23 protein-coding genes and 1 pseudogene are annotated in these 23,052 nt (G+C 67.7%); 11 read left to right on the forward strand and 13 right to left on the reverse strand.

The window, feature by feature from the left end:
* Nucleotides 1-122: 122 nt before the first annotated feature.
* Complete coding sequence (locus P5P27_RS18285; RefSeq protein ID WP_006896842.1) at nucleotides 123-788, forward strand: histidine phosphatase family protein; 666 nt, start codon at nucleotides 123-125, stop codon at nucleotides 786-788.
* A 767-nt stretch (nucleotides 789-1,555) separates the two neighbouring features.
* Here the strand turns inward: P5P27_RS18285 and P5P27_RS18290 are convergent.
* From P5P27_RS18290 to P5P27_RS18305, 4 genes are all read right to left on the reverse strand, one after another.
* A complete protein-coding gene (locus tag P5P27_RS18290) occupies nucleotides 1,556-2,575 on the reverse strand; it encodes a phosphotransferase family protein (RefSeq protein ID WP_278125418.1) in 1,020 nt (339 codons plus the stop codon).
* Nucleotides 2,572-3,780, reverse strand: a complete 1,209-nt coding sequence (locus P5P27_RS18295) for an acyl-CoA dehydrogenase family protein (protein ID WP_039867641.1) — start codon at nucleotides 3,778-3,780, stop codon at nucleotides 2,572-2,574. Before P5P27_RS18295 ends, P5P27_RS18290 begins: the two co-directional genes overlap by 4 nt.
* Nucleotides 3,781-3,871: 91 nt before the next feature.
* Complete coding sequence (locus P5P27_RS18300; protein ID WP_006896845.1) at nucleotides 3,872-4,471, reverse strand: TetR/AcrR family transcriptional regulator; 600 nt, start codon at nucleotides 4,469-4,471, stop codon at nucleotides 3,872-3,874.
* A 4-nt stretch (nucleotides 4,472-4,475) separates the two neighbouring features.
* Complete coding sequence (locus tag P5P27_RS18305; RefSeq protein ID WP_222110828.1) at nucleotides 4,476-5,138, reverse strand: TetR/AcrR family transcriptional regulator; 663 nt, start codon at nucleotides 5,136-5,138, stop codon at nucleotides 4,476-4,478.
* Nucleotides 5,139-5,214: 76 nt separating this feature from the next.
* Between P5P27_RS18305 and P5P27_RS18310 the strand changes: the two genes are divergently transcribed.
* On the forward strand, nucleotides 5,215-6,078 hold the full coding sequence (locus P5P27_RS18310; RefSeq protein WP_006896847.1) for an oxygenase MpaB family protein: 864 nt from the start codon (nucleotides 5,215-5,217) through the stop codon (nucleotides 6,076-6,078).
* An 18-nt stretch (nucleotides 6,079-6,096) separates the two neighbouring features.
* Here the strand turns inward: P5P27_RS18310 and P5P27_RS18315 are convergent, their stop codons facing one another.
* From P5P27_RS18315 to ku, 4 genes are all read right to left on the reverse strand, one after another.
* Entirely contained in the window at nucleotides 6,097-7,383 is a 1,287-nt protein-coding gene (locus P5P27_RS18315; RefSeq protein WP_278125422.1) for an alpha-hydroxy-acid oxidizing protein, read from the reverse strand.
* A gap of 65 nt (nucleotides 7,384-7,448) precedes the next feature.
* Complete coding sequence (locus P5P27_RS18320) at nucleotides 7,449-7,925, reverse strand: DUF4334 domain-containing protein (RefSeq protein WP_006896849.1); 477 nt, start codon at nucleotides 7,923-7,925, stop codon at nucleotides 7,449-7,451.
* 50 nt (nucleotides 7,926-7,975) lie between these two features.
* The gene (locus tag P5P27_RS18325; RefSeq protein WP_278125425.1) at nucleotides 7,976-9,442 is read right to left on the reverse strand and encodes a flavin-containing monooxygenase; all 1,467 of its coding nucleotides are present in this window, start codon (nucleotides 9,440-9,442) and stop codon (nucleotides 7,976-7,978) included.
* A gap of 119 nt (nucleotides 9,443-9,561) precedes the next feature.
* The gene (gene ku, locus P5P27_RS18330) at nucleotides 9,562-10,422 is read right to left on the reverse strand and encodes a non-homologous end joining protein Ku (protein ID WP_006896851.1); all 861 of its coding nucleotides are present in this window, start codon (nucleotides 10,420-10,422) and stop codon (nucleotides 9,562-9,564) included.
* Nucleotides 10,423-10,484: 62 nt separating this feature from the next.
* On the opposite strand from ku, the gene ligD reads away from it, so the two are divergent.
* Nucleotides 10,485-12,449 (forward strand): non-homologous end-joining DNA ligase, encoded by a 1,965-nt coding sequence (gene ligD, locus P5P27_RS18335; RefSeq protein ID WP_278125428.1) that lies wholly within the window; start codon nucleotides 10,485-10,487, stop codon nucleotides 12,447-12,449.
* A gap of 6 nt (nucleotides 12,450-12,455) precedes the next feature.
* On the opposite strand, the gene P5P27_RS18340 is transcribed toward ligD, so the two are convergent.
* Nucleotides 12,456-13,049, reverse strand: a complete 594-nt coding sequence (locus tag P5P27_RS18340; protein ID WP_411815707.1) for a helix-turn-helix domain-containing protein — start codon at nucleotides 13,047-13,049, stop codon at nucleotides 12,456-12,458.
* Nucleotides 13,050-13,091: 42 nt separating this feature from the next.
* Here P5P27_RS18340 and P5P27_RS18345 point away from each other — a divergent pair, with 42 nt between their 5' ends.
* The gene (locus tag P5P27_RS18345) at nucleotides 13,092-13,781 is read left to right on the forward strand and encodes an AzlC family ABC transporter permease (protein WP_278125430.1); all 690 of its coding nucleotides are present in this window, start codon (nucleotides 13,092-13,094) and stop codon (nucleotides 13,779-13,781) included.
* Nucleotides 13,778-14,092 (forward strand): AzlD domain-containing protein, encoded by a 315-nt coding sequence (locus tag P5P27_RS18350; protein ID WP_006896855.1) that lies wholly within the window; start codon nucleotides 13,778-13,780, stop codon nucleotides 14,090-14,092. The genes P5P27_RS18345 and P5P27_RS18350 overlap by 4 nt, the downstream gene beginning before the upstream one ends.
* 7 nt (nucleotides 14,093-14,099) lie before the next feature.
* Here the strand turns inward: P5P27_RS18350 and P5P27_RS18355 are convergent, their stop codons facing one another.
* Nucleotides 14,100-14,522, reverse strand: coding sequence for a nitroreductase family deazaflavin-dependent oxidoreductase (locus P5P27_RS18355; RefSeq protein ID WP_006896856.1), 423 nt, complete (start codon nucleotides 14,520-14,522; stop codon nucleotides 14,100-14,102).
* 136 nt (nucleotides 14,523-14,658) lie between these two features.
* On the opposite strand from P5P27_RS18355, the gene P5P27_RS18360 reads away from it, so the two are divergent.
* The 3 genes from P5P27_RS18360 (at nucleotide 14,659) to dps (ending at nucleotide 16,249) form a co-directional block, all read left to right on the forward strand.
* A complete protein-coding gene (locus P5P27_RS18360; RefSeq protein ID WP_278125433.1) occupies nucleotides 14,659-15,246 on the forward strand; it encodes a type 1 glutamine amidotransferase domain-containing protein in 588 nt (195 codons plus the stop codon).
* A gap of 63 nt (nucleotides 15,247-15,309) precedes the next feature.
* On the forward strand, nucleotides 15,310-15,639 hold the full coding sequence (locus P5P27_RS18365) for a hypothetical protein (protein WP_006896858.1): 330 nt from the start codon (nucleotides 15,310-15,312) through the stop codon (nucleotides 15,637-15,639).
* A 55-nt stretch (nucleotides 15,640-15,694) separates the two neighbouring features.
* Nucleotides 15,695-16,249, forward strand: a complete 555-nt coding sequence (gene dps, locus P5P27_RS18370; RefSeq protein WP_278125435.1) for a DNA starvation/stationary phase protection protein Dps — start codon at nucleotides 15,695-15,697, stop codon at nucleotides 16,247-16,249.
* Between the two features lie 146 nt (nucleotides 16,250-16,395).
* On the opposite strand, the gene P5P27_RS18375 is transcribed toward dps, so the two are convergent.
* A complete protein-coding gene (locus tag P5P27_RS18375) occupies nucleotides 16,396-16,626 on the reverse strand; it encodes a hypothetical protein (protein WP_006896860.1) in 231 nt (76 codons plus the stop codon).
* 121 nt (nucleotides 16,627-16,747) lie between these two features.
* On the opposite strand from P5P27_RS18375, the pseudogene P5P27_RS18380 reads away from it, so the two are divergent.
* Nucleotides 16,748-17,341 (forward strand): annotated as a pseudogene (locus tag P5P27_RS18380) (CHAP domain-containing protein); the annotation flags it as partial.
* Here P5P27_RS18380 and P5P27_RS18385 read toward each other — a convergent pair.
* Together P5P27_RS18385 and P5P27_RS18390 are read right to left on the reverse strand one after the other, a co-directional pair.
* Nucleotides 17,227-18,843, reverse strand: a complete 1,617-nt coding sequence (locus P5P27_RS18385) for an HNH endonuclease signature motif containing protein (RefSeq protein ID WP_341337016.1) — start codon at nucleotides 18,841-18,843, stop codon at nucleotides 17,227-17,229. The pseudogene P5P27_RS18380 and the gene P5P27_RS18385 overlap by 115 nt on opposite strands.
* Before the next feature lie 141 nt (nucleotides 18,844-18,984).
* Entirely contained in the window at nucleotides 18,985-20,823 is a 1,839-nt protein-coding gene (locus P5P27_RS18390) for a flavin-containing monooxygenase (protein ID WP_062367245.1), read from the reverse strand.
* A 168-nt stretch (nucleotides 20,824-20,991) separates the two neighbouring features.
* Here P5P27_RS18390 and P5P27_RS18395 point away from each other — a divergent pair, with 168 nt between their 5' ends.
* The gene (locus P5P27_RS18395; RefSeq protein WP_278125441.1) at nucleotides 20,992-22,224 is read left to right on the forward strand and encodes a helix-turn-helix domain-containing protein; all 1,233 of its coding nucleotides are present in this window, start codon (nucleotides 20,992-20,994) and stop codon (nucleotides 22,222-22,224) included.
* A gap of 65 nt (nucleotides 22,225-22,289) precedes the next feature.
* Nucleotides 22,290-23,039 carry a metallophosphoesterase family protein gene (locus P5P27_RS18400; RefSeq protein ID WP_006896877.1) on the forward strand — a complete coding sequence of 250 codons (750 nt, stop codon included), beginning with the start codon at nucleotides 22,290-22,292 and terminating at the stop codon, nucleotides 23,037-23,039.
* Nucleotides 23,040-23,052: the final 13 nt, after the last annotated feature.

The raw sequence follows: 23,052 nt of genomic DNA on the forward strand, positions 1-23,052 counted from the left end.
GCAAGTGAGGAGCACCCGATAGGTTGAGAATGTGGCAGCCGCCTCAGTCGCCCCGGGCGCGAGACGGTGTGATCGGTTCCGGCTCGCGGTTCGCGGGCCACGGCTCGGCAGCGAGGAATGGCGTGGGAGTTCTGTACATCGTCCGGCACGGTCAGGCTCCGGCGCACGCCTACGGACCCGACGCCGACGCCGTGAGCGGCCCCGGCCTCACGGAGCTCGGCTTCGCTCAGGCTCGCGCCGCCGGCCGAGCGCTCGCCCGACAGGTGACCGGATTCGATGCCATGTTCTGCGGCGATCTCCCCCGACAGCGCGCGACGATGGCCGGCGTCCTCGAAGCCTTTCCCGACGCCGCAGCGCCGACGATCGATCCCGACTGGAACGAGTACGTCACGCCGCCCCTCCCGGAGGGAGACGACATCTACCGTGACGGCGGCAGACCCTTCCAGGACGCCATCACCAGCGCCCTGCACGAATGGGTCGACGGCGCCGACATCGGCCCCGAGACGTACGCGATGTACGCCAAGCGGACCCGCGCCGCAGCCGACCGTGCCGCTGATGCGGCCGGGTCGGGAAAGAACGTGCTCGTGGTGTCGTCGGCCGGTTCCATCACCCAGTTGGTGGCACAGTTGTGGGACATCCCGCCGCAGTCGTGGCCACAGATGTCGCGCACCTTCGTCAACACCTCGATCACCAAGATCCTCGCCGGCCGCAGCGGATTGACCCTCGTCTCCTTCAACGCCCACGAACACCTCGCCGCCCTCGACTCCGGCCTCCTGACCTACCGCTAGCGCCGCCCGATGCTCGTCCCCTGGCTCGTTGAGCGGCCCCCACACGCTTGTTGAGCGAGCGCGCCCTCCCCAGGCTCGTCGAGCGGCCCCCACAAGGCTGGTTGAGCGAGCGCAGCGAGTCGAAACCAAACCCCACCAAGTTTCGACACGCCCTCCACTACGTTCCGGACGGCTCAACCAGCCGACAAGAGCCGACCCAGCGACAAAGCCCACCGAGCGAAGCTCCCAGGCTCGTCGAGCGAGGCCCCCGCAGGCTCTTCGAGCAGCCCCCAAAAGGCTCGTTGAGCGGCCCCCACAAGGCTCGTTGAGCGAGCGCAGCGAGTCGAAACCAAACCCCACCAAGTTTCGACACGCCCTCCACTACGTTCCGGACGGCTCAACCAGCCGACAAGAGCCGACCCAGCGACAAAGCCCACCGAGCGAAGCTCCCAGGCTCGTCGAGCGAGGCCCCCGCAGGCTCTTCGAGCAGCCCCCAAAAGGCTCGTTGAGCGGCCCCCACAAGGCTCGTTGAGCGAGCGCAGCGAGTCGAAACCAAACCCCACCACGTTTCGACACGCCCTCCACTACGTTCCGGACGGCTCAACCAGCCGACAAGAGCCGACCCAGCGACAAAGCCCACCGAGCGAAGCTCCCAGGCTCGTCGAGCGAGGCCCCCGCAGGCTCTTCGAGCAGCCCCCCAAAGGCTGGTTGAGCGAGCGCAGCGAGTCGAAACCACCCGACACCCCCACTACGTTCCGGACGGCTCAACCGGCAGGCAGGGCCGACCTCTACCTCAGCGCGCGCAGACCCGCGGCGATGAACTCGGCGGTGGCTTCGGCGGCGCGTTCGGCGCCCGCCGATCCGGACGAGCCTCCGGAGAGCGCTCGGTGCGTGATCCCCTCCGCGATGACGCCGAGTTTCAGATTCGCCAGGGCGAGGTAGAAGGCCCAGTCGCCCAGGTCGGCACCGGTCGCGGCGACGTAGCGCTCGGCCAGTCCGTCCGCATCGGGGTACCGGTCACTCGTCCACGCCGCATCGAATCCGAGAACCGACGAGAACACCGGCTCGCGGTACACGCACATCAGCGCGAGGTCGGTGATCGGATCGCCGAGCGCGGACAGTTCCCAGTCGACGACCGCGGCGACGGTGCCCGGGTCACCGGGAGCCAGGATGGTGTTGTCGATCCGGAAGTCGCCGTGGACGATCGAGTTCCGGGTCCGCGCCGGCACCCGCTCGGAGAGCGCCGTCGCCAGGCGCTCCACGTCGTCGAGCTCACGCGTCTTGACCAGCGCCCATTGACGAGCCCACAGCTTGACCTGCCGGCCGGCGAATCCGTCCGGCCTGCCGAAATCGCCCAGGCCCACTGCTTCGTAGTCGACGGAATGCAGAGCCGCGAGTGTCCGCACCAGTGCGTCGGCGCTCGCGGTCACCTCGGCGTCGGAGAGTGTCGCGAGGTCGTCCACCGAGCGGATCACGGCGCCGTCGACGAACTCTACGACGGTGCACGGAGCACCGATGTACTCGCCGTCACGGTCGATCGCGACGGTCCGCGGCACCGGCACATCGGTCGCCGCCAGCGCCGAGGTCACGTTCCATTCACGATTCATGTCGTGCGCCGACGGTGTGAGCCCGCCCATCGGGGGCCGTCGAACAACCCAGTGACTGCCGTCGTCGCGGACGTCGAAGGTCAGGTTCGACCGTCCACCGCCGATCAAGTCGATCCGCAACTCACCCACGACATCGATACCGTTCGCCGCCAACAGCTTTCGCAGGCTCTCAGCGCCCAGACCGGGATGATCCGCCGTCACCTCGTCGCCTCACGAGCCCTGCGTGCGCGTCCGACCGCCCGCCTCGCGATGGCCCACCGGTGGACTTCGCTGGGGCCGTCGTAGATCCGGAACGGTCGTAGCTCCGCGGCGAGACGCGCCAGCGGAAGGTCTTCTGAGACTCCGAGGCCTCCGCACATCTGCACGGCCCGGTCGGCGACGCGCGAGAACGCCTCCGCACCGAAGGTCTTCGCGATCGACGTCGAGTCAGAGGCGTGCTCGTCGAGATCGAGTTCGTAGCAGGCCCGGACCAGCAGCGCCCGCGCCGCGGCGAGGTCGATCTCGTTATCGGCGATCATCTGCTGAATCATGCCGAGGTCGGCGAGTCGCCCGCCGAAGCCTTCGCGCTGCTCGACGTAGTCGACGGCGATCCGGTGCGCGCGCACCGCGGTGCCCATCCAGCGCATCACGTGAGTCATGCGCGCCGGGCCGAGCCGCACCTGCGCGTACCGGTAACCCTCGTGCGGGGCGCCGAGGACGTCCTCGTCGGGTACGAAGACATCGGTGAAACCGACCACGCAGTGCCCGCCGATCATCGACTTGTCAGTGGTGTGGATGTGCCGCTCCACCTCGATGCCCGCGGTGTGCGCGGGTGCGAGGAACATGGTCGCACCACCGCGGTCGCCCCGTTGCCCGACGGTGCGGGCCATGATGATGAAGAATCCGGCACCGTCGGCTCCAGTGATGAACTGCTTGCGGCCTTTGATCTTCCATCCGCCGGCGACCCTCTCCGCCGTCGTCGACAGGGCGTTCGGGTCGGAGCCTGCGCCGGGGGCGGGTTCGGTCATCGCGAACGCGCTGCGCACCTCGCCGGTGGCGAGCGGCGCCAGGTACTTGTCCTTCTGTTCCGACGTGGCGATGTGCGCGAGCATGTGCACGTTGCCCTCATCCGGTGCACCGATGTGCAGTGCGACGGGCCCGAACGTCGAAGCTCCCGCGGCCTCGAACACCGGTGCGCGGTCGCTCATGTTGAGGCCCAGTCCGCCGAACTCCACCGGCGCGTGCGGCGCGAAGACGCCCGCGGCCTTGGCTTTCGCGTTCAGTTCCCGGCGCAGGTCGTCGCCGCCGGCCGCGGCGACGTCGCCCGCGAAACGGTTCTCGATGGGGAGAACTTCCTCGGCGATGAACGCCGAGGTCCGTTCGACGAGGTCGCGCACCTGCGCGCTGTATGCGAGATCGACAGCCATCTGAGCCTCCGTGTTCATACCGAGCGAACGTTCGGTCAGGGCTAGGTTGTCATGCGGCCCCGCACGACGTCAAGCATTCGGCGATCGCCCCTCAGCCCGCCACATGTCCGACGATCGACCGGGCGAACACCAGGTTCTGAGCGATCAACTCGTCGGCGCTCATCGGCCCGTCGACTCGATACCACGTGGAGACACCGACGCACATCGTCGCGACCGCCCGGGCCGCACCCTTCGGCGCATCCGTCGTGAACGCGCCGGACACCACGCCGTCCTCGACCACCTCGTCGACCATCCGCTGCTGCCGGATCCGGTGACCGATGTAGACGCGGTGGTACTCGGGATCGAGACTGCGAAGCTCGGTGGATCCGACGAACGCCTGCTCACGCCGGTACATGTGGAATCGCAGGAGCGACTCCACCACGGCGTCGAAGCGCGCCAGCGGATCGTCGCCCGCGGCGGCCAGCGCCTCCTCCGACCGGCGAAGGAGGTCGGACATCGTCAATTCGAGCAGCCCCTGGAGCAGCGACTGCTTGGACGGATAGTGGTGGTAGAGCCCCGGGACCGACAACCCCGCACGCGCGGCGATGTCGCGGACCGAGGTGCCGTGATAGCCGTGCTCGACGAACGCGTCGAGCGCCGCGGCCAACGGCGCCGGAAGGTCGGGCTCGCCGTAGTCACGCCAGTTCGTCATGCACTCAACTTAGCCGGGCCCCAGACGCATCCGCGGCGCGACTCTCGGGAAGCAGCATCCGGACGCAGATGTCGACGAGCGCCGGGCGGTCGAGATCGATCAGCCCCTCCGTCCACGACGCGAGCAGCCGGCCGAGGCCGCCCACCTGGAAATGCGCCGCGGCGAGAGTCTGCTGACCTCCGCTGACGTTCGCGACCGCGGGCGCACTCTGGAAGGTGAGTTCGGTGAAGATCTTCAGCATCTCGAGGCGTTTGCGCACCAGCACCGGACTGCGCAGGGTGTCGGAGAAGATCACCCTCCCCTTCCGCGGGTCGCCCTCGATGACGTCGACGATCGCCTCGACGGCACCGACGACCTTCCCCCGCGCACTCGAGCCGGCATTGAAACCGGCCAGGGCGCGGTCGGCGATCTGCTCGATGATCATGTCGAACGCGGCGCCGACCAGCGTGTCCGCGTTCTCGAAGCTCTCGTAGAAGTAGCGCGGCGTGAGCGACGCGCGGGCACAGATGCCGCGGACGGTGACGGCTCCCGGCTCGGACTCGGAGAGCATGTCGAGTGCGGCGTCGATGAGGGCGGCACGACGGCGGGCCACCCGGGCGTCGCCGGATTCGCCGCCGTAATCGCGCAGCCCTCCCGGAGCGTCGTCGGATTCAGTCACGACACACATCTTGACACCTCGGCCACGCGGGCGTTGAATCAAAGGGGAAACAGTCGTTATCAGTTCATCCGCCCGGGAGGCGAACATGACCGCGGAAGCACTCGATCCTTCAGTCGCGGAACGTCATTCGAAGCGGAGTGAACTCGATGCGCAGACCGTCGACGACCTCGACATGCTCGGCCTGGCTCTGCTCGCGGGCCCGGCGAACGTCATCATGCAGTTGGCCGTCCCCGCGGTCGGATACGGCGTCTACGAGAGCAAGGTGGAGTCGGGCAACCTCTTCAAGGTCCCGGTGAAGCGAACCCGGACCACACTCACCTACCTCGCCGTCGCGGCGATGGGCACCGCGGACGACCGCCGTCGGTACCGGCAGGCGGTGAACAAGGCGCACGTCCAGGTGCGCTCCACCGACGACAGCCCGGTGAAGTACAACGCCTTCGATCCCGAATTGCAGCTGTGGGTGGCGGCATGTCTGTATCGCGGGTGGGAGGACACCCAGCGATTCTTCGGCGATCCGTCGAAGATCACCGAGGACGCCTACCGCCAGGGCGCGGTGATGGGAACCACCCTGCAGATGCCGCCGGAGATGTGGCCCGCCACCCGAGCCGACTTCGAGGCCTACTGGAACGAGACGGTCGAGGGCATCGAGATCGACGACACCATCCGCGACTACCTGTTGAAGATTGTGCGGATGGAGTTTCTTCCGCGTCCGGTTTCGCTGATGGCGGGCTGGTGGTCGGAGGCCATGACCCTCGGCTTCCTGCCGCCCGAGTTCCGCAAGAAGATGGGCGTGCGGATGTCGCGACGGCAGGAACTGCTCTTCAACACCCACAACGCGATCGCCCGGCGCGTCCTCCGGATCCTGCCCCGCCCGCTGACCGCCTTCCCGTTCAACCTGCTGCTCGCCGACGTCCGGTGGCGGATGCGGACCGGCCGGCCGCTGGTCTGACCCGCCGGCCGGTCCGCGTCAGCCGAGGTGCTTGAGAGCGCTGCGGTCCAGGTCGGCGACGTCCCGGTGGCCCGACAGTCCCAGCGTCAGATCGAGTTCGCCGATGATGTTCGCCACCGCGTCGCGGGCTCCGGCCGTGCCGTCGAGTGCGAGTCCGTACATGTGCGGCCGCCCGATGCACACCGCGTCCGCTCCCAGCGCCAGCCCCTTGAACACGTCCGACCCGGTGTAGAAGCCGGAGTCGACGAGGACCTTCGCGCGGCCGTCGACGGCGTCGACCACGTCCACCAGCCCGTCGGTCGAGGAGATGGAGCCGTCGACCTGCCGACCGCCGTGATTGGAGACGATGAGGCCGTCGATTCCGGAGTCGACCGCCTGGCGAGCGTCGTCCGGATGAAGGATCCCCTTGAGGACGATCGGCAGCGAGGTGCGGTCGCGCAGGGTCGCGATGTCGTCCCAGTTCAGTGACGGGCGGGAGTAGATGTCGAGGAAGGTCTGCACCGCCGCGCGCGGTTCGGGTGCGGTCAGGTTGGTGCGGAGGTCGCCGGGTACGTTGCGGGCGATCGAGAACAGGGTCTTGATCGCGCCCACCGAGATCTCCGGCTTCTCCGCGGTGGCAGCCTTGATCCGCTCGGCGACGATCTCCCAGAACGACGGATCCGAGGTGTACTGGCTGATGCCCTCGGCGCGGGCGAAGGGCAGCGAACCGAGGTTGAGGTCCTGGGGCCGCCATCCGAGCATCGTGGTGTCGAGGGTGACGACCAGAGCCGCGGCGCCCATCCGCTCGGCGCGGTCGATCAGGCTGGTGACCAGGCGGTCGTCGGTCGACCAGTACAGCTGAAACCACCGCGGCGCGCCGGGTCGCACCGATTCCATCGCTGCCGCGACGTCTTCCATCGGCGCGCAGCCCTGATTGGAGAAGATGTACGGGACACCGAGTTCAGCGGCGGCCTCGCCGATGTGCACGTCGGCGTTCGGGTGGGCGAGGGCGCCCGCGCCGACCGGGGAGAACAGGACCGGTGCGCTGAGCTTCTGCCCGAAGAGTTCGATCTCGAGGTTGCGCTGCGAGGTGTCGCGCAGCATGCGCGGCACGATCGCCCAGCGGTCGAGCGCGTCCCGGTTGGCCTCCATCGTTCGGCCCTCGCCCGCACCTCCGGCGATGTACGCCCAGCCGCGCCGGCTCATCACGGCCTTGGCGCGACGCTCCAGTTCCGCGAAATCCGCTGGGACCGTGGGTTTCCGCCCGTGTACCCCCGCGGTGTAGATGTCGTTCTGCCGAGCCCTGCCGAAGCCGATCGAAACCATGCGGCCATTGTTCCCCACAGACGGCTCCCGCACACCGGGCAGGCCGGATCGGCGGCTGTGCGGCGTCACCCCCGGACGAGGAAGAAGTAGAAGTGCCGGTCGCGGACCAGCGACGTCTTCCCGTTCATGATCCCCATCAGCGTCCGCTCGTCGACGCGCTTGAAATGGTCGATGACCGGCTGACCGTCGTAGACCATCGAGGCCGTCGACTCGCCTCGGAAACCGACCATCCACGCGCTCGCCTCGCCCTTGCCGATCTCGGTGTCGGAGTACAGCGAGCCGTCGTCGGCCACGCACACCATCGGCTTCACGTCGTGCCACGAGTGGAAGGTCTTCCCGTGCCACCTCACCGCGGCCAACCGGCCGTCCATCGGGTGCCCCGAGGGCAGTTCCCCACCCCGCCACGAGCCGATCAGCTCGTCCACCTGCACCACCGGAAGAGCGGCCCAGATCCGGTCGAGGTCGGCCGGGTCGCTCACCTCCTGAGATTCGGCACGACGGAAGAAATCGGCGACGGCTTCGTCGCGCGTCAGCTGAGACATGACTGCACTGTACGTCTCAAACTCCTGCTACGGAACCCGTCGACCGTCGTTCAGGCGAAGGTCATCTCCTCGGTCACGTCGTACTTGCGCGCGTCGATCGCGTCCAGAACCAGGTTGTGGCGCACCTGCCAGGGTGCACGGTCGCCCGCCTTCGGCAGTCGGGCCCCGGCGCGCCGCACATAGCCCGAGTCGAGTTCGAGCAACGGGTGCGTCTGAGGCTTCGCGCCGTGCAGGGACGGCACCGCGCGGGTGTACCCGTGCCGGCGCATGTACGCCAGCAGTTCGGCGACCGCCTGACTGGTGAGGTCCACCCGCAGCGTCCACGAGGCGTTGGTGTACCCGACCGACCACGCGAGGTTGGGAACGTCGTTCAGCATGTATCCGCGGTAGGCGTACTTGTCGCCCGCCTCGAAGTGCTCGCCGTCCACCGACAGTGAGGCGCCGCCGAAGGTCACCAGGTCCAGACCGGTCGCGGTGACGATGATGTCGGCCTCCAGATGACGGCCCGAGTCGAGGTCGATGCCGGTGGGAGTGATCTGCTTGATGGTGTCGGTGACGACGTCCGCGTCGCCGGCCTTGACGGCGCGGTACAGATCGCCGTCGGGGATCACGCACAGTCGCTGGTCCCACGGCTCGTACTTGGGCCGGAAATGAGTGTCGACGTCGAATCCCTTGGGCAGCATCGACTTCGCGATCCGCCGCATGAGCCGCCGCGAGAGCTTGGGGAAGCTCCTGCAGAACAGGTACAGGCCGAGGGTGATGAAGGCGTTCCGCCACCGGATCACATCGTGCGCGAGCTGCGGCGTCAGCACTCGCTGCAGCAGCTTCGTCATCCCGTCCTCCCACGGGTACGGGAACATGTAGGTCGGCGAGCGTTGCAGCATGGTCACACTGCCTGCGGTCGGCGCCATCGCCGGAATGAGCGTGACCGCGGTGGCTCCGGAACCGATGACGACCACCTTCTTGCCCGCGTAGTCCAGATCCTCGGGCCAGAACTGCGGATGCACGAAGGTCCCGGTGAACGTCTCCTCGCCGGGGAAGTCGGGCCGATACGGGGCGTCGTACTTGTAGTAACCGGTGCACATGTAGAGGAAGCGGGTGACGATCGTCTGCGGCACCCCGCCGATCAGCGCGTCCACGGTCCACAGGTCGGTCGAGGTGTCGAAGTCGGCGCCGGTCACGTCGACGTCGAAGGTGATGTGGTCGTAGATGCCGAAGTCGCGGGCGGTCTGCTCGAGGTAGTCGCGGATCTGGTCGCCTTCGGCGATCGTCCGCGAGCCTCGCCACGGGTTCCAGGGAAAGCTGAGGGTGAAGATGTCGGAGTCCGAACGCACGCCCGGGTACCGGAACAGATCCCAGGTGCCGCCGATCCGCGACCGACGCTCCACGATCCGGTAGTCCAGCCCCGGATTCCGATCCCGGAGCCGGTAGGCGGCATCGATTCCGGACAGTCCCGCTCCGACGATCAGCACGTCGAGCGGCTGGTGGGTCGACCCGCCACGCTGCGCATCAGCCATTTCCGCCATCCTCCATCACCCGAGCGACATCTATGATGTGCATCACTGTACAGATCGGTGTCCCGCAGAGATTTCGGCTCCCGGAACGGCCTGAGAGACCGTTCCGGGAGCCAAAGTTTTCAGGCCGACTTCTTCTTGGCGGCCTTCTTGGCCGGAGCCTTCTTCGCCGCCTTCTTCGCGGGCGGTTTCTCGTCCTCGACCTCCCGGCCGCGGCTCTTGACCGACGCCCGCAGCGCCGCGAGAAGGTCCGCGACCTCCGAGTCGTCGTCGGGCGCTTCCTCTTCGGTCTCCGAGAATGCCTGGCCACCGTCGGCTCGCGCCTCGATGAGCTTTCCGAGCTCCACCTGATAGGTGTCCTCGAACTGGCTGGGGTCGAAGTCCGAGGCCATCGTCTCGATGAGCGAGGACGCCATGTCCAGTTCCTGATCGCGGATCTCGACGTCGGCGTTCAGGAAGTCGAAGTCCGGTACCCGGACCTCGTCCGGCCACAGCAGCGTCTGCAGGGTCATCACGCCGTCGATGACCCGCAGCGCTGCCAGCCGTGTCCGGTTCCGGAGCGTGAAATTCGCAATGGCGAGACGCTCGGTGGTCTCCAGCGCCTTCGCGAGCAGCACATACGCCTTCGGCGACTTGGACGCCGGCTCCAGGTAGTACGGCTTGTCGAAGTAGATCGGGTCCACCTGGTCGATCGGCACGAACTCGAGGATCGAGATCTCCGGGCTCTTGTTGACCGGCAGGGTCGCGAGGTCTTCCTTGGTCAGCACCACCTGCTCGCCGCTCTCGGACTCGTAGGCGTTGGCGATCTTGGAGAACTCGACCTCGGTATCGGTGCCCTCCCGCACCCGCCGATACCGGATCCGGGCTCCGTCGGCGGAATCGACCTGATGCGAACTGCGGTCGTGGCTCTCCGTGGCGGAGTACACCTTGACCGGCACGTTCACCAGACCAAAGCTCAGATCACCTCTCCAGATCGAGCGCATGTCCGTCATTGTGCCAGGAAAGAGAGCCTAGAGGCAGGTGTGCGCGTGGACAATGGTCTCCTATGACGCGATCGCATCTCGACGTGGACGGGCGCAGGATTGTGCTGACCAACCTCGAGAAGGTGTTGTATCCGGAGACCGGGACTCGCAAGTTCGACGTCGTCGACTACTACATCCGGATCGCTGACGCGATGGTGCCGCACATGGCCTCGCGCCCGGTGACCCGCAAACGCTGGCCGGGCGGAGTCGAGTCGGCGCCGTTCTTCGAGAAGACCCTCCCCGCAGGCGCACCCGACTGGGTGGCCCGCTTCACGATCGAGCACTCCGAGCGCCGGACGGTGTACCCGGTGGTCCGGTCGGCTGCCGATCTGGTGTGGCTGGCCCAGGTGGCCGCGCTGGAGCTCCACGTGCCGCAGTGGCGCATCGACCTGTCCGACGACGAGGAGCGCCGCACCGACCGCATCGTGCTCGACCTCGATCCCGGGCCCGGCGTGACACTGGACGACTGCGCCGCCGTGGCCCTCGACATCCGCGCCATGCTGACCGACGCCGGTCTCGAGTCGTTCCCGGTCACCAGCGGTTCCAAGGGGATTCACGTCTACGGGCGCCTCGCATCGCCCGTGCGGTCCGAATCGGCGCGCACCGTGGCCCGCCAGATCGCGACCGTCCTGGCGCAGGCGCACCCCCGCACCGTCACCGCGACCATGGCGAAAGCCGAGCGCGAGCGCCGGGTCTTCATCGACTGGAGCCAGAACACCGCCGCCAAGACGACGCTCGCGCCGTACTCGCTGCGTGGACGCGAGCGGCCGTGGGTCGCGGCGCCGCGGTCGTGGGACGAACTGTCCGAGTCCGGACTCGCCCATCTGCTCTGCACCGAGGTCCTCGACCGCTACGAGAACGACGGCGATCTGCTCGCCGGACTGTCGGAGGCGAGCCCGCCGGTCCAGACGACCACCGTTCCCGGCGACGCGGTCGTCGACCTCGGCGAGTATCGGAAGAAACGGTCCTCACGCTCTCGGAGGGAGAGCGTCGCGCCGCCTCCGCGAGAGAGTGCGCCCGCCCGCGACAGCGAGGTCGACGATCCGCTGCCCGGTCTCGTCGGACTCCGCCCGATGCTCGCCACCGACGACCCGATCGAGTCCCTGACCGACGACTGGGCGTACGAGGGCAAGTGGGACGGTTTCCGGGCACTGATCAGGGTGGTGGGCGGCCGGGTCCGGTTGATCTCGAGGTCGGGCAACGACCTCACCGGCGACTTCCCGGAACTGTCCGTGTTCGGTGACCTCCTGGTCTCCGGCGGCCGACCGGTCGACGCCGTGCTCGACGGTGAGATCGTCGCGATCAACGACGCCGGGCTCACCGACTTCTCGCTGCTCGCATCGCGGAGGCGCAGAGCCGAGCCACACGAGCTCCGGGTGCACCTCTTCGACGTCCTGTACCTGGACGGCGTCCGAGTGTGGGAGCAGCCGTGGGAGGTGCGGCGCGAGATCCTGGAGTCCCTCGACTACTTCGACGGCGAACCGCTGATCGATGTGCCGCCGCTGCTTCCCGGGCCGGCGGACACCGCGATCCGCACCGCACGGGACCGGGGGTGGGAAGGGGTCATCGCGAAACGGCGGGCTTCGTCCTACGCGAGCGGACGCCGCAGCCCCGACTGGCGCAAACAGAAGAACTGGAACGACATCGAAGTGGTGATCGGCGGCTACCGGCCCGGTCGCGGCTCCGAGTCGAAGATCGGATCACTGCTGGTCGGCCTGCCCGCCGAGCGCGGCCTGCGCTACCTCGGCCGGGTGGGCACCGGTTTCAGCGACGCCGAACTCGACGCACTGCTCGAAGAACTCCGGCCCTTGCGGATCAGCATGTGCCCGTTCATCGACGACATCGACAAGCCCGTCGCGGGCAGCGCGACATGGGTGCTGCCGAAGCTCGTGGCGGACGTGCAGTTCATGGACTGGACGTCGACGGGGCACCTGCGCCATCCGAGTTGGCGCGGAATCCGCCGTGACAAGCTGCCGGGCGACCTGTGAGCGCTCTCAGGACTCGCTGAGCAGAACCGCGATCGTCCCCTCCTCGAGAGCGTCGAAGATGTGCTCGATGTCGCCGGGATAGTTCACGTAGTCGCCGGGCGACAGTTCCACGGGCGCCTCCGTCGGCCCCACCGACGCCCGGCCCGAGCAGAGCACGACGTGTTCGACGACTCCTCTGGCGTGCGGTTCGGAGACTCGGGGACGGCCGGGCTCGGCGCGGATCAGATAGGCGTCGCGGCGCGTGCCGTGCCGCGCCGCCGACAGCAGGGTGGCGCTGTAATGATCGGCCTCGCCGGCGGAGATCGTCGCCCCCTCGCCCAGCCGGATCACTTCGACGGTCGGACGAGGCGCGTCGACCAACGCCGAGAACTGGATTCCGAGTGCGACGCTGAGAGCCCACAGCGTCTCCACGCTGGGGTTTCCCTCCCCGGACTCCAGCTGTGACAGAGTCGACTTCCCGATTCCGGCACGGCGCGCGAGTTCGGCCAAGGAGATGCCCGCCCGCGCCCGCTCTCTCTTCAGTGCCGCCGCGACGAGTTTCTGCGGACTCACATCGTTCGACATAGCGGACGAACGTTCATCTTGACGAACCTCTTCCATAGGTTCATCATAGTGGACATGCGTTCATCATGGAGAACAGTCGTGCGACGCACGCCCCGCGAGATCATCGCCATCGCGTTCTCCCTCTGGATCGTCGGCGTCTCGTACGGCGCCGCCGCACACGGGATCGGCATGGCGTGGTGGCAGGTCCTGCTGATGGCCTGCGTCGTACTCGCCGGATCGTCCGAGTTCGTCTTCGTGTCGGTGGTGGCCGGCGGCGGGCTGCCCGTGGTCGGCGCACTGGCCGGCCTGCTGGTGAACCTGCGCAATTTCTCGTACGGGCTCTCCGCCGGCCGATTCCTCCGGGACGACCGATCGGCATACGCCGCAGCCCACATGGTGAACGACGAGACCGCCGTCTACTCGGCCGGTCACCGCGATGTGACGGCCGCACGGTCGGCCTTCGTGATCTGCGGAACCGCGGTCGTCATCGCATGGCCACTCGGCGCGCTCACCGGTGCGATGGTCGGGCAGGTGATCGCCTCGCCCGAGACGCTCGGGCTGGACGCCGCCTTCCCCGCTCTGCTCATCGCCCTGGCGCTTCCCGCACTGCGCGACCGGGAGACGCGTTGGGCGGCCCTGTTCGGCGGGACCATCGCGCTGGCGACGGCGGGCTTCGTGGCCGCCGGACTGCCGATTGTGCTGGCGTTGTTCGGAATTCCGCTCGGGCTGATGGTGACCGGCCGCCCGCACGTTGACCGGAGTCGCGAGCCGGAGAGCGTGCCGTCGTGACCGGCTGGGAGTTCGCCTGCGGCGTCGCGATCCTCGCCGGAGGGACCTATCTGATCCGGGTCGCCGGCGTGCGGCTGCGCAGCCGGATCACCGTCTCACCGGCGGTGGAGACCCTGCTGGAACGGTCGACGATGATCCTGTTGATCGCAGTCGGTCTCACCGGCGCCCTGTTCGCCGGCACCGAATTGAGCGATCCCGCCCGTCCGATCGGAGTCGCAGCCGGTGCGGTGGCGGCCCTGCTGCGCGCGCCGCTGGCCGTCGTGATCGTCGTCGCGGCAGCGACCACCGCGGCACTGCGACTGGTGCTGTGACGGCGGGTCACTCCAGGACGAAAACCGGAATCTGACGGTCGGTGTTCTGCTGGTACTCGCCGTACGGCGGGAAGGCCTCGACCGCCAGCTTCCACCAGTGCTCGCGCTCCTCGCCGGAGACCTCGCGCGCAGTGAGGTGGAAGACCTCCGTGCCGTCCTGCACGGTGACCTCGGGGTGTGCCTTCACGTTGTAGTACCAGGACGGGTTCGACGGCGCGCCGCCCTTGGACGCCACCATCGCGTACTTGCCGTTCTCCTCGACCCGCATGAGCGGGACATACCGCTGCTTGCCGGACTTGGCGCCGAGCGTGGTGAACAGCACCACTCTCATGCCGTTGATGTCCGCGACGTCGGTCGTGCCCGCGGCCAGGATCTTCTCGGTCTGATCGCGCACCCAGTCGGTGGGGCTCAGTTCGGGGGAATCACTCATGGACCCGATGGTAGGGCGATCGCCCGCGGCAGGGCGTCGACATCGGCAGGTTCGACCGACTCGACGTTTGAGAGCCGAATGGACGGGGTATCCCGACACTGCATGTCCGCCGCAGCACAGTTGGAGGGAGTTCGCCATGAGAGTGCACCATCACGACCCCGACCTGAGCGGACGGGCCGTCGCGTTCCTGGTCGCGCCGGAGGGCGCCGAGGAGCGCGAACTCACCGACCCGTGGCAGGCCGTGCGCGAGGCCGGTGGCACTCCGACTCTCGTGTCGACCGTCGGCGGAACGGTACAGACGTTCCGCCACCTGGACCGCGCCGCCTCATACCCGGTCGACGAGGTGGTCGAGAATCTCGACCCCACGGATTTCGATGCGCTGGTGCTTCCCGGCGGTGTCGCGAATCCGGATTATCTGCGGACCGTTCCCGGCGCTGTCGAGTTCGCGGCGCGGTTCCTGGAGTCGGGCCGCCCCGTCGCCGCGATCTGCCACGCGCCGTGGCTGCTCATCGAGACGGGTCTGATCGGGGGTCGCCGGCTCACCGCTTGGCCCAGCCTCCGAACCGACGTGCGCAACGCGGGCGCCACGTGGGAGGACGGGCCGGTGGTGGTGTGCGACTCGGGCCCGGGTCCGTTGATCACCAGCCGGGCGCCGGACGATCTGCCCGCCTTCGACGAGGCTCTGCTGCACCGGTTCTCGGTCGCGGCCACGGGCCGGCCCTGATGCCTTTCGTTCAAGGAGGTTCACATGAGACGCAGCGAATCCACGCCGGGAGGAGGCCCGCCCATGACCGGAGACCATCTGAGCGCCGCGACCGTTCGTCCACTGAAGGCGCTCGGGCTGATCGGCTACGGGCTGCTCCTGATCGCCCTGGTGCTGATCGCCGTGACCTTGACCACCGCGGCGGCCGACGACGCGCTCGCACCGTGGATCGTGGCGACGGTGGTCTGCGCTGTGGCCGCGGTCGGATGCCTCGGTTGGTCGCGGGTGAGGTTGCGGTCCCATCGCGCGCTCGACCGTCCCCAGCACGACCCGCTCATCCCGGAGACGACGGCCGAGGAGGCCGACGAGTACGAGCACCTGCATCATCCACGCGGCCGCCGCAGGAGGGCATGATCGCCGAGCGATCACCCGCCCGTGCAACGGCCGACCCGACAGACGAGGAGGCACCATGTCACTCATCAACACCCATCAGCCGGAGATCGGCGGTCTCTCGCACACCGAGTCCGATGCACTGATCTCGATCCTGCAGCACCGGCTCAGTTCCCTGATCGATCTGCATCTCACGCTCAAGCATGTTCACTGGAACGTGGTGGGCCCCAATTTCATCGGAGTCCACGAAATGCTCGACCCGCAGACCGCCACGGTCCGCGGATTCGCCGACGTGCTCGCTGAACGCATCGCGACGCTGGGCGGCTCGCCGAGCGGGACGTCGGCGGGTATCACGAAGAATCGCGACTGGGACGATTACGATCTCGGCCGCGACACCGTCCAGGCGCATCTCGCGGCCCTCGACCTCGTCTACACCGGGGTCGTCAAGTCCCATCGCGACGCCATCGCCAAGGCGGGGATGATCGATCCGATCACCGAGGACGTCCTGATCGGCCAGACGCGCGAACTCGAGCAGTTCCAGTGGTTCCTGCGCGCCCATCTGGAAGACCGTTCCGGCGAACTGGCACACGCGGGGTCGCATACCGAACTCGGCGCCGCCGACGCAGCTCGCTGAGGAGGTCGCTCGCTCAGTAGCTCGGTAGAAACGCGACAGAGGCACATGAATCGGCGGCGCTGCTCGGGCAGCGCCGCCGATTTCGCTGGTTCATCTCGCTGGTTCCGGAAGCCGGACTGCAATCTGGCGAAACGCGTCCAGTGACCTCAGACGAGCCTCGCGCGCAGCAACTTCTTGCCCATCTCTGCGCCCTTGAGGCTGTCGCTCTGCGCCTTCGTGAACAACTCCACCGTCTCGTGGTCGCCGTCGCGCTCGGCGTCGGCGATGAAAGTGTCCATCCGAAGCGCGTTCGACAGGCACTTCTCCACGTACCAGATCAAGTTGTACGTCTTGTCGCGTGTTCCGGTCACTTCCCCGGACTCGGTGCTTGCAGACATGCCGCGTCCTCCGTTCAGATAGTCGGTATTCGTCCGTCCGGAAGCGAAGTCCGTTTCCGGACATCGATCGAGTTCCCGATCGCCGAGACCCCGAAACATGATGGGCGGATACGCTGGCCGAATGTCGCCCCGCCGCCGAAGGCTCGCCATCTCACTCGCAGTGGTCGTCGTACTCCTGGGCGGCGCGACCGCCGTGGCCGTCCACGAAGGCGCAGTGGGTTTCGTCCGGACCTGGTGGAACAACCGCGACCGCGCCTATCCGGACCTGGACACCACTGCTCTCGGCCCCACGCAGCAGCGCATCGTCACCGTCACCCGCGCGGAGTTCGACGCCCAGCCGCCGGGCACCAAATACTCCGAAGTGGTCGACGAGGAGTGGTGCGCCGACTTCGTCAGCTGGGTGATGCGGGAGTCGGGCGTACCCTTCGAGAATCCGTTCTCCGGGCACTGGCGGATCCCGGGGGTGTACACCCTGACCGAGTACTTCCAGTCGCAGGGACGCTTCCGCGCAGCCGACTCGGGTTACCGTCCCGTCCTCGGCGACGTGATGCTCTACTCCACCAAGAGCTTCTTCCGTCAGCACACCAACATCGTGCTCGACTACTCCGACGGGGAGGTCACCACCGTCGGAGGCAACGAGTGGGGCGGACACGTGAAGGTGAACCGATTCCGGATCGGCGGATACGTCGGGCTCGTGGGGTACGGCGTCCTGCCGGACTCGGGCGGCGGATGAGCAAGCCGTGACGGAGCCGATCCTCGGGAGTGCAGCTCTCGTCGGTGCAGTTCTGGCGGGTGCAGGTGCCGCGCTTGTCCGGCGTGGTGGATGGGGTTCAGGCGCCAGGGGTGGTCGGTGGTGGCTGGTCGCCAGGCCATGCGTCCGGCGTGGGGTCCGTCGGTGAGGATGGTGGTTTCCCATTGTCCGCGGTTGGTGCCGACGGCGCGGTTGTGGCGTCCGCAGGCGGCGCCGAGGGCGTCGATGTCGGTGCGTCCGGCCGGGGTGATCCAGTCCGGTGCGTGATGGGCTTGGGTTTGGGCGAAGGGGCGGTCGCAGCCGGGGGCGGTGCAGCCGCGGTCGCGGGCGAACAACGCCAACCGCTGCGCCTTACTCGCGAAGCGTGCACCGCGGCCTTGGTAGAGGACTTCGCTGGTGTGATGGCGGAAGACCGCCAGATGCGGCACAGCCTCGGCAGCGAGCCGCACGAGTTCACCGATCGGAATGCGTGTGCCGGTCGCGGTCAACGCGATTCCGGCGTGGGCGGCGAGTTCCTGGTCGGTGACGGTGATGACCAACTCCGCCGGTATCCGGCTCGGTGCACCGAGTCCGCCGTGGGCGAGAACGTAGTCGCACAACGCCAGCAACGCATCGTGTGTGCGTTGGGCGGCACTGCGCAGATCCCGACCCCGCGCCGCCGCCAGAGCCTCGGCGTCGATGCCGTCGGCGTCAATGGTTCCGGTGGGCGAATCCGGGTCGGCGGGATTGTTCATCCCGGGTGCGGCCCAGGCGGTCAAGATCACTTCGAACTTGGCCCGCAACTCCGGAGTCATCGCGCCACGGACTCTGCTCATCAACTGACGATCCTGCGGGAGGATCGTGATTCCGCGCTGGCGTTGCCGGTCGACGTGATCGCTCTCCTGACCATCGGGGTCCAGGTGAGCGAGCAGCCGCTCACCGACCTTGCCCAAATCATCCGGATTCAACCCAGCCGCAGCGTCGGCCAACTCCGCCTCAGCACGGGCTTTGACTTCCGGCGAGATGCAGCCGGGCACTTTCGCCAAAACGCCCGAGATCACCAACGCGTGTTCGGCGCCGACAGTCCCGGCCGCCACCGCGGCGGCGGTAGCCGGCTTGCGCGGAGGCAGCGTCTGCCCTTGAAAGTTGGAGAACTCGCCGATCGCCTCAGCCATCCGCAGCCGCCGACCCGCCTCGCGGGTTCCGAGCCGCAAGCCCTGTGAGAGGTATTGGTGCGGATTCAGATAGCCGGCGGTGCGGTGGGCGTTGCGGTCGGAGACCTCCACCAGCAGCGCGGCGGAGATGCCGTCCCAGCGTCGCCGGGTGCGTTCGGCGGTCTGTGTGTGGGCCAGCAGTTCCGGTTCGGTCTCGGGTGACAGGGAGGTTTCGGCGAGTTTGACCACCGCGGCGTCGATCAGTGCGAACAACTCTGAGGGCTGGTTCGGCAGCGCGAGAGCGGTGACACCGGTGGTGATCGGATCGGTCATCGCTGCCACCTCCCCCGAGTGTTTCAGCTGGTCACACCACGTTTTCTTGACTACCTGAACGCTATCACTCAGGTCCGACAAAACGACTCGCGTCGACGGCTGACCGCCCGGACCTGGTGTCCGGGGCGGTCAGCCAATGTCTCAACTCAGGTGATGGACCTCCTGCAATCCGTAGACCGGCGTGTCCAGCCCCTCGAACCGGGCCTTCAGCTGCAGCGCGAGGTACAGCGAGTAGTGGCGCGACTGGTGCAGATTGCCTCCGTGGAACCAGAGTCCCGGCTGCTGCGTCGGCTTCCACATGTTCCGCTGCTCGCCCTCCCAAGGGCCGGGGTCCTTGGTGGTGTCCGAGCCCAGACCCCACACCTTGCCGACGCGATCGGCCACTTCCTGGCCCATCAGATCCGCCGCCCAGCCGTTCATCGAACCGTATCCGGTGGCGTAGACCACGACGTCGGCCGGAAGTTCGGTCCCGTCCTCCAGAATCACCGAGTTCTCCGTGAGACGCTGCACTCCGCCCTTGGCGAGCTTGATGGTCCCGTCGGCCACCAGCTCGCACGCCCCGACGTCGATGTAGTAGCCCGAACCGCGGCGCAGGTACTTCATGAACAGACCCGAGCCGTCGTCGCCGAAGTCCAGATCGAATCCCGCGGCCTCAAGCCGCGCATAGAAGTCCTTGTCACGCTCCCGGATCTGGTCGTACAACGGGATCTGGAACTGATGCATGATCCGGTACGGCAACGATGCGAAGGTCATGTCGGCCTTCTTGGTCGTCATCCCGTCGGCCACTGCCTGCTCGCTGTAGAGCGCCCCGAGACCGATCTCCATCAACGAGTCCGATTTCACGATGTGCGTCGACGACCGCTGGACCATCGTGGTGTCGACTCCCGCTTCCACGAGCGCCTTGCAGATGTCGTGGGCGGAATTGTTCGCACCGATCACGACCACCTTCTTGCCCACATACTCATCGGGTCCCGGATGTCTGCTGGAGTGGTGCTGCTCGCCGGCGAACACGTCCTGTCCCGGGAACTCGGGGACGTTGGGTTTGCCCGACATCCCGGTCGCGAGCACCAACTGTGTCGGGTGCAGTGTCATCGGCTCACCGTCGCGGACGAGTTCGACGGTCCAGCGTCCGGCCGCCTCGTCGTAGGCGGCGGATGTGCACTCGGTCCTGCTCCAGTACGGCACCTCCATCACCTTGGTGTAGAACTCCAGCCAGTCGCCGATCTTGTCCTTGGGCGCGAACACCGGCCAATTGGGTGGGAACGGCAGATACGGAAGGTGGTCGTACCAGACCGGATCGTGCAGGCACAGCGTCTTGTACCGGCCACGCCACTGATCGCCTGGCCGATCGTGCTTGTCGACGACGATCGACGGAACGCCGAGCTGCCGTAACCTCGCACCGAGCGCGATTCCGCCCTGGCCGCCGCCGATCACGAGGACGTAGGGCTGGACGGCTCGGCCGAGTTCGGCCTCCTCATCCTCCTTCTTCTCCGCCCACGACCGGCGGTCCGGGTCACTGCCGTGCACCGCGCCCCTCGGCCGGCGCAAGCCGCTGGGCTCTTCGAAGCCCTTCAACTCCTGCAGGGTGGTGAGCAGGGTCCAAGCTCGGTCGACGCCGTCGTCGTCCTGCTTGATGCGCAAGTGACCGTCACCGCGACCCACCCGGGTCTCGAACTCGATGAACGCCTCGACCACCCCGTCGGTCTCATTCGCCTCCTCCGTGCGCGCGAAGCCGCCGGCCGCCGCATCCGATTGACGCGCGGCGAGCATCGCGACGATCTCGTCGTGTCCCTCGACCGTCTTCAGGTTCCAGGTGAACGCCACCAGATCACGCCAGAACGAGTCCGCCACGAACAACGAGGCGACCTGTTGCGGATCCCCCGAGGCCAGGGCTCGATCGAACTTCTCGAGCCAGGCGTCGATGCGTTCGGACGGGGTGTGCCGCCCGGTGTCCACCGGCCGATCCATGGTCTGCGTCATGACTGTGTCCTCTCACTACGGTCATTCAATGTTGTGATGCACAGCACACTCCTTCGGATTGGGGCCGACAAGCGTTGCAGGGGGTTGCAACCGGCTTGACGACCGCGCGGGCGGGGGTGAAGCTGAATCCGTCATGTGATGATCACCACAGCGGTATGAGGGAGTCCGATGTCGAACGCGACGGCCCGGCCGGTGCCGGAACCGGCGATCTCCTCCGGCGACGATCCCCGCGAGTTCGCGGCCGTGCTCCGCGCGGTCTACGACGCCGCACGATCCGGCGACCGACTGCCCGCCCGCCCGAGATCGGTGATCGGGCAGTCGTGGGACCGGGTCACCACCGCGGGCGTCGATCCCGATCGCGGAGCCGGACACGACCCGCTCGATCCGGGTGAGGTGGAGTGCCGTCGCGCCGAATCCGGACTGGCCGACGTCCTCGAATCGGTCACCGGCAACCTCGAAGTCCTCATCTCCGGCGGGGACAATCTCCTCGTGGTCGCGGACGCCTCCGGCCACGTTCTCTGGCGGTCGGGCGGGCCGGAGGTTCTGCGCCGCGCCGACCGACTCGGGTTCACCGAAGGGGCCTCGTGGTCGGAGCGGAATGTGGGGACCAACGCGATCGGGACGGCGCTGGTCTCACGCCAAGCCGTCCAGGTGTTCTCCGCCGAACACTTCGTCCGCACCCACCACACCTGGACGTGCACCGGTGCACCCATCCGCGATCCGCGGACAGGCGACGTGATCGGCGTCGTCGACGTCAGCGGCCCGGCTCCGTCGATTCATCCCGCGACGCTCGCATTGGTCGACTCGGTGGCACGACTCGCGCAAGCGCAACTGCGTGATGCCCACCGCTCCCGCCTCGACCTGCTCCGCAGCGTCGCCGCACCGATTCTGGCCCGCACCGGAGCACCGGCCCTCGCGGTGGATCCCCACGGGTGGGTCGCCGCCGTCGACCGGCTGCCTCCCCGCACCCGGGTCTCGCTTCCGCGGGACTTCAGCGCCGGGCGCGCACACGTCGGTGATCTGGGACCGTGCGACGTCGAGCCCCTTCCCGGCGGCTGGCTCCTGCGCGTCACCGATCCGGACGAAACGGCCGCCACCACGCATGTCGTGCTCGTCGAAAGCACCGACGGGCCCGCGACAGTACATGTCGACTCTTCGGGTGCGGCGTGGGTCCTCCATCCGTCACCGCGGCATCTTCAGATCCTCCGGCTCCTCGCCGCTCATCCCGATGGACTCAGCGCGGCCGAACTGTCGGCGCACCTGTTCGGAACCGCGGATCGAACCGTCACGGTCCGCGCCGAGATGTCCCGGTTGCGGCGCAAGCTCGGCGGGCTGCTGGTGGCCTCGCCCTACCGTTTCGCCGACATCGTGAGCGTGGAAGTGTCACCGGCGCCGGCGTGATCTGACTCAGGTGCATCGGTCGTCTAGCCTGGATCAGGTATCGGCCGATGCCCAAAAGGAGACGCATGTTCGTCATCGCACAGATAAGCGATCTCCACTTCGACGGCGGCCCCGACCACCGCAGGCGGGTGGCCGCGCTGATGGATTATCTCAACGGTCGCTGCGGCGGCCCGCGGAACGTGGATGCACTGCTGGTGACCGGCGATATCGCCGACGAGGGGCTCCCCGAGGAATACCGCGAGGCCCTCGACGCGCTCGTCACCGACATTCCGACTCTGATGACCCTCGGCAACCACGACGAACGCGCCGCGTACAACTCGGTGGTGACCGGGACCGAGTGCAGTGAACCGGTGAACTCGGCACTCCGTCTGTCCGGACTCCTGGTGCTCGCGCTCGACTCGTCGATCCCCGGCCGCTCCGACGGCTACATCTCCCGCGGCACCCTCGACTGGGCGCGCGCGCAGATAGCCGAAGCGGGCCCGGACACCGACGTGCTGGTGGCCTTCCACCACCCGGCGGTCCCGGTCGGGATCCCGTTCATCGACGACCGCAGACAGCTCGATCCCGGACTGCTCGCGGAGTTCGTCGGCGAGCACCCGAACATCGTCGGCTGCGTGGCGGGGCACGCGCACACACCGGCCGTGACAACCTTCGCCGGGCGGCCGCATGTCATCGCCCCCGGCGTCGCCTCGACCCTGAACCTTCCGTTCGAGGGCACCGACGTCCTCAACATCGCTCAGCGTCCCGGCGTCGCCTTCCACCTGATCGACGACGACCACCGGCTCACGACCCATTTCCGCGGAGTGCCGGTGTAGCTCGCCGGCCCAC

This window comes from Gordonia sihwensis (genome assembly GCF_029632925.1).
Taxonomy (GTDB): domain Bacteria; phylum Actinomycetota; class Actinomycetes; order Mycobacteriales; family Mycobacteriaceae; genus Gordonia; species Gordonia sihwensis.

Bases quoted from the DNA above. Each gene is read 5' to 3' on its own strand.
- P5P27_RS18315 (WP_278125422.1), bottom strand. From the start codon at position 7,383: ATGGTTTCGATCGGCTTCGGCAGGGCTCGGCAGAACGACATCTACACC.
- P5P27_RS18375 (WP_006896860.1), bottom strand. From the start codon at position 16,626: ATGTCTGCAAGCACCGAGTCCGGGGAAGTGACCGGAACACGCGACAAG.
- P5P27_RS18355 (WP_006896856.1), bottom strand. From the start codon at position 14,522: ATGAGTGATTCCCCCGAACTGAGCCCCACCGACTGGGTGCGCGATCAG.
- P5P27_RS18395 (WP_278125441.1), top strand. From the start codon at position 20,992: ATGTCGAACGCGACGGCCCGGCCGGTGCCGGAACCGGCGATCTCCTCC.
- P5P27_RS18305 (WP_222110828.1), bottom strand. From the start codon at position 5,138: ATGTGTGTCGTGACTGAATCCGACGACGCTCCGGGAGGGCTGCGCGAT.
- P5P27_RS18325 (WP_278125425.1), bottom strand. From the start codon at position 9,442: ATGGCTGATGCGCAGCGTGGCGGGTCGACCCACCAGCCGCTCGACGTG.
- P5P27_RS18365 (WP_006896858.1), top strand. From the start codon at position 15,310: ATGACCGGAGACCATCTGAGCGCCGCGACCGTTCGTCCACTGAAGGCG.
- P5P27_RS18310 (WP_006896847.1), top strand. From the start codon at position 5,215: ATGACCGCGGAAGCACTCGATCCTTCAGTCGCGGAACGTCATTCGAAG.
- ligD (WP_278125428.1), top strand. From the start codon at position 10,485: ATGACGCGATCGCATCTCGACGTGGACGGGCGCAGGATTGTGCTGACC.
- dps (WP_278125435.1), top strand. From the start codon at position 15,695: ATGTCACTCATCAACACCCATCAGCCGGAGATCGGCGGTCTCTCGCAC.
- P5P27_RS18360 (WP_278125433.1), top strand. From the start codon at position 14,659: ATGAGAGTGCACCATCACGACCCCGACCTGAGCGGACGGGCCGTCGCG.
- P5P27_RS18320 (WP_006896849.1), bottom strand. From the start codon at position 7,925: ATGTCTCAGCTGACGCGCGACGAAGCCGTCGCCGATTTCTTCCGTCGT.
- P5P27_RS18295 (WP_039867641.1), bottom strand. From the start codon at position 3,780: ATGGCTGTCGATCTCGCATACAGCGCGCAGGTGCGCGACCTCGTCGAA.
- P5P27_RS18385 (WP_341337016.1), bottom strand. From the start codon at position 18,843: ATGACCGATCCGATCACCACCGGTGTCACCGCTCTCGCGCTGCCGAAC.
- P5P27_RS18300 (WP_006896845.1), bottom strand. From the start codon at position 4,471: ATGACGAACTGGCGTGACTACGGCGAGCCCGACCTTCCGGCGCCGTTG.
- P5P27_RS18400 (WP_006896877.1), top strand. From the start codon at position 22,290: ATGTTCGTCATCGCACAGATAAGCGATCTCCACTTCGACGGCGGCCCC.
- P5P27_RS18390 (WP_062367245.1), bottom strand. From the start codon at position 20,823: ATGACGCAGACCATGGATCGGCCGGTGGACACCGGGCGGCACACCCCG.
- ku (WP_006896851.1), bottom strand. From the start codon at position 10,422: ATGCGCTCGATCTGGAGAGGTGATCTGAGCTTTGGTCTGGTGAACGTG.
- P5P27_RS18340 (WP_411815707.1), bottom strand. From the start codon at position 13,049: ATGGAAGAGGTTCGTCAAGATGAACGTTCGTCCGCTATGTCGAACGAT.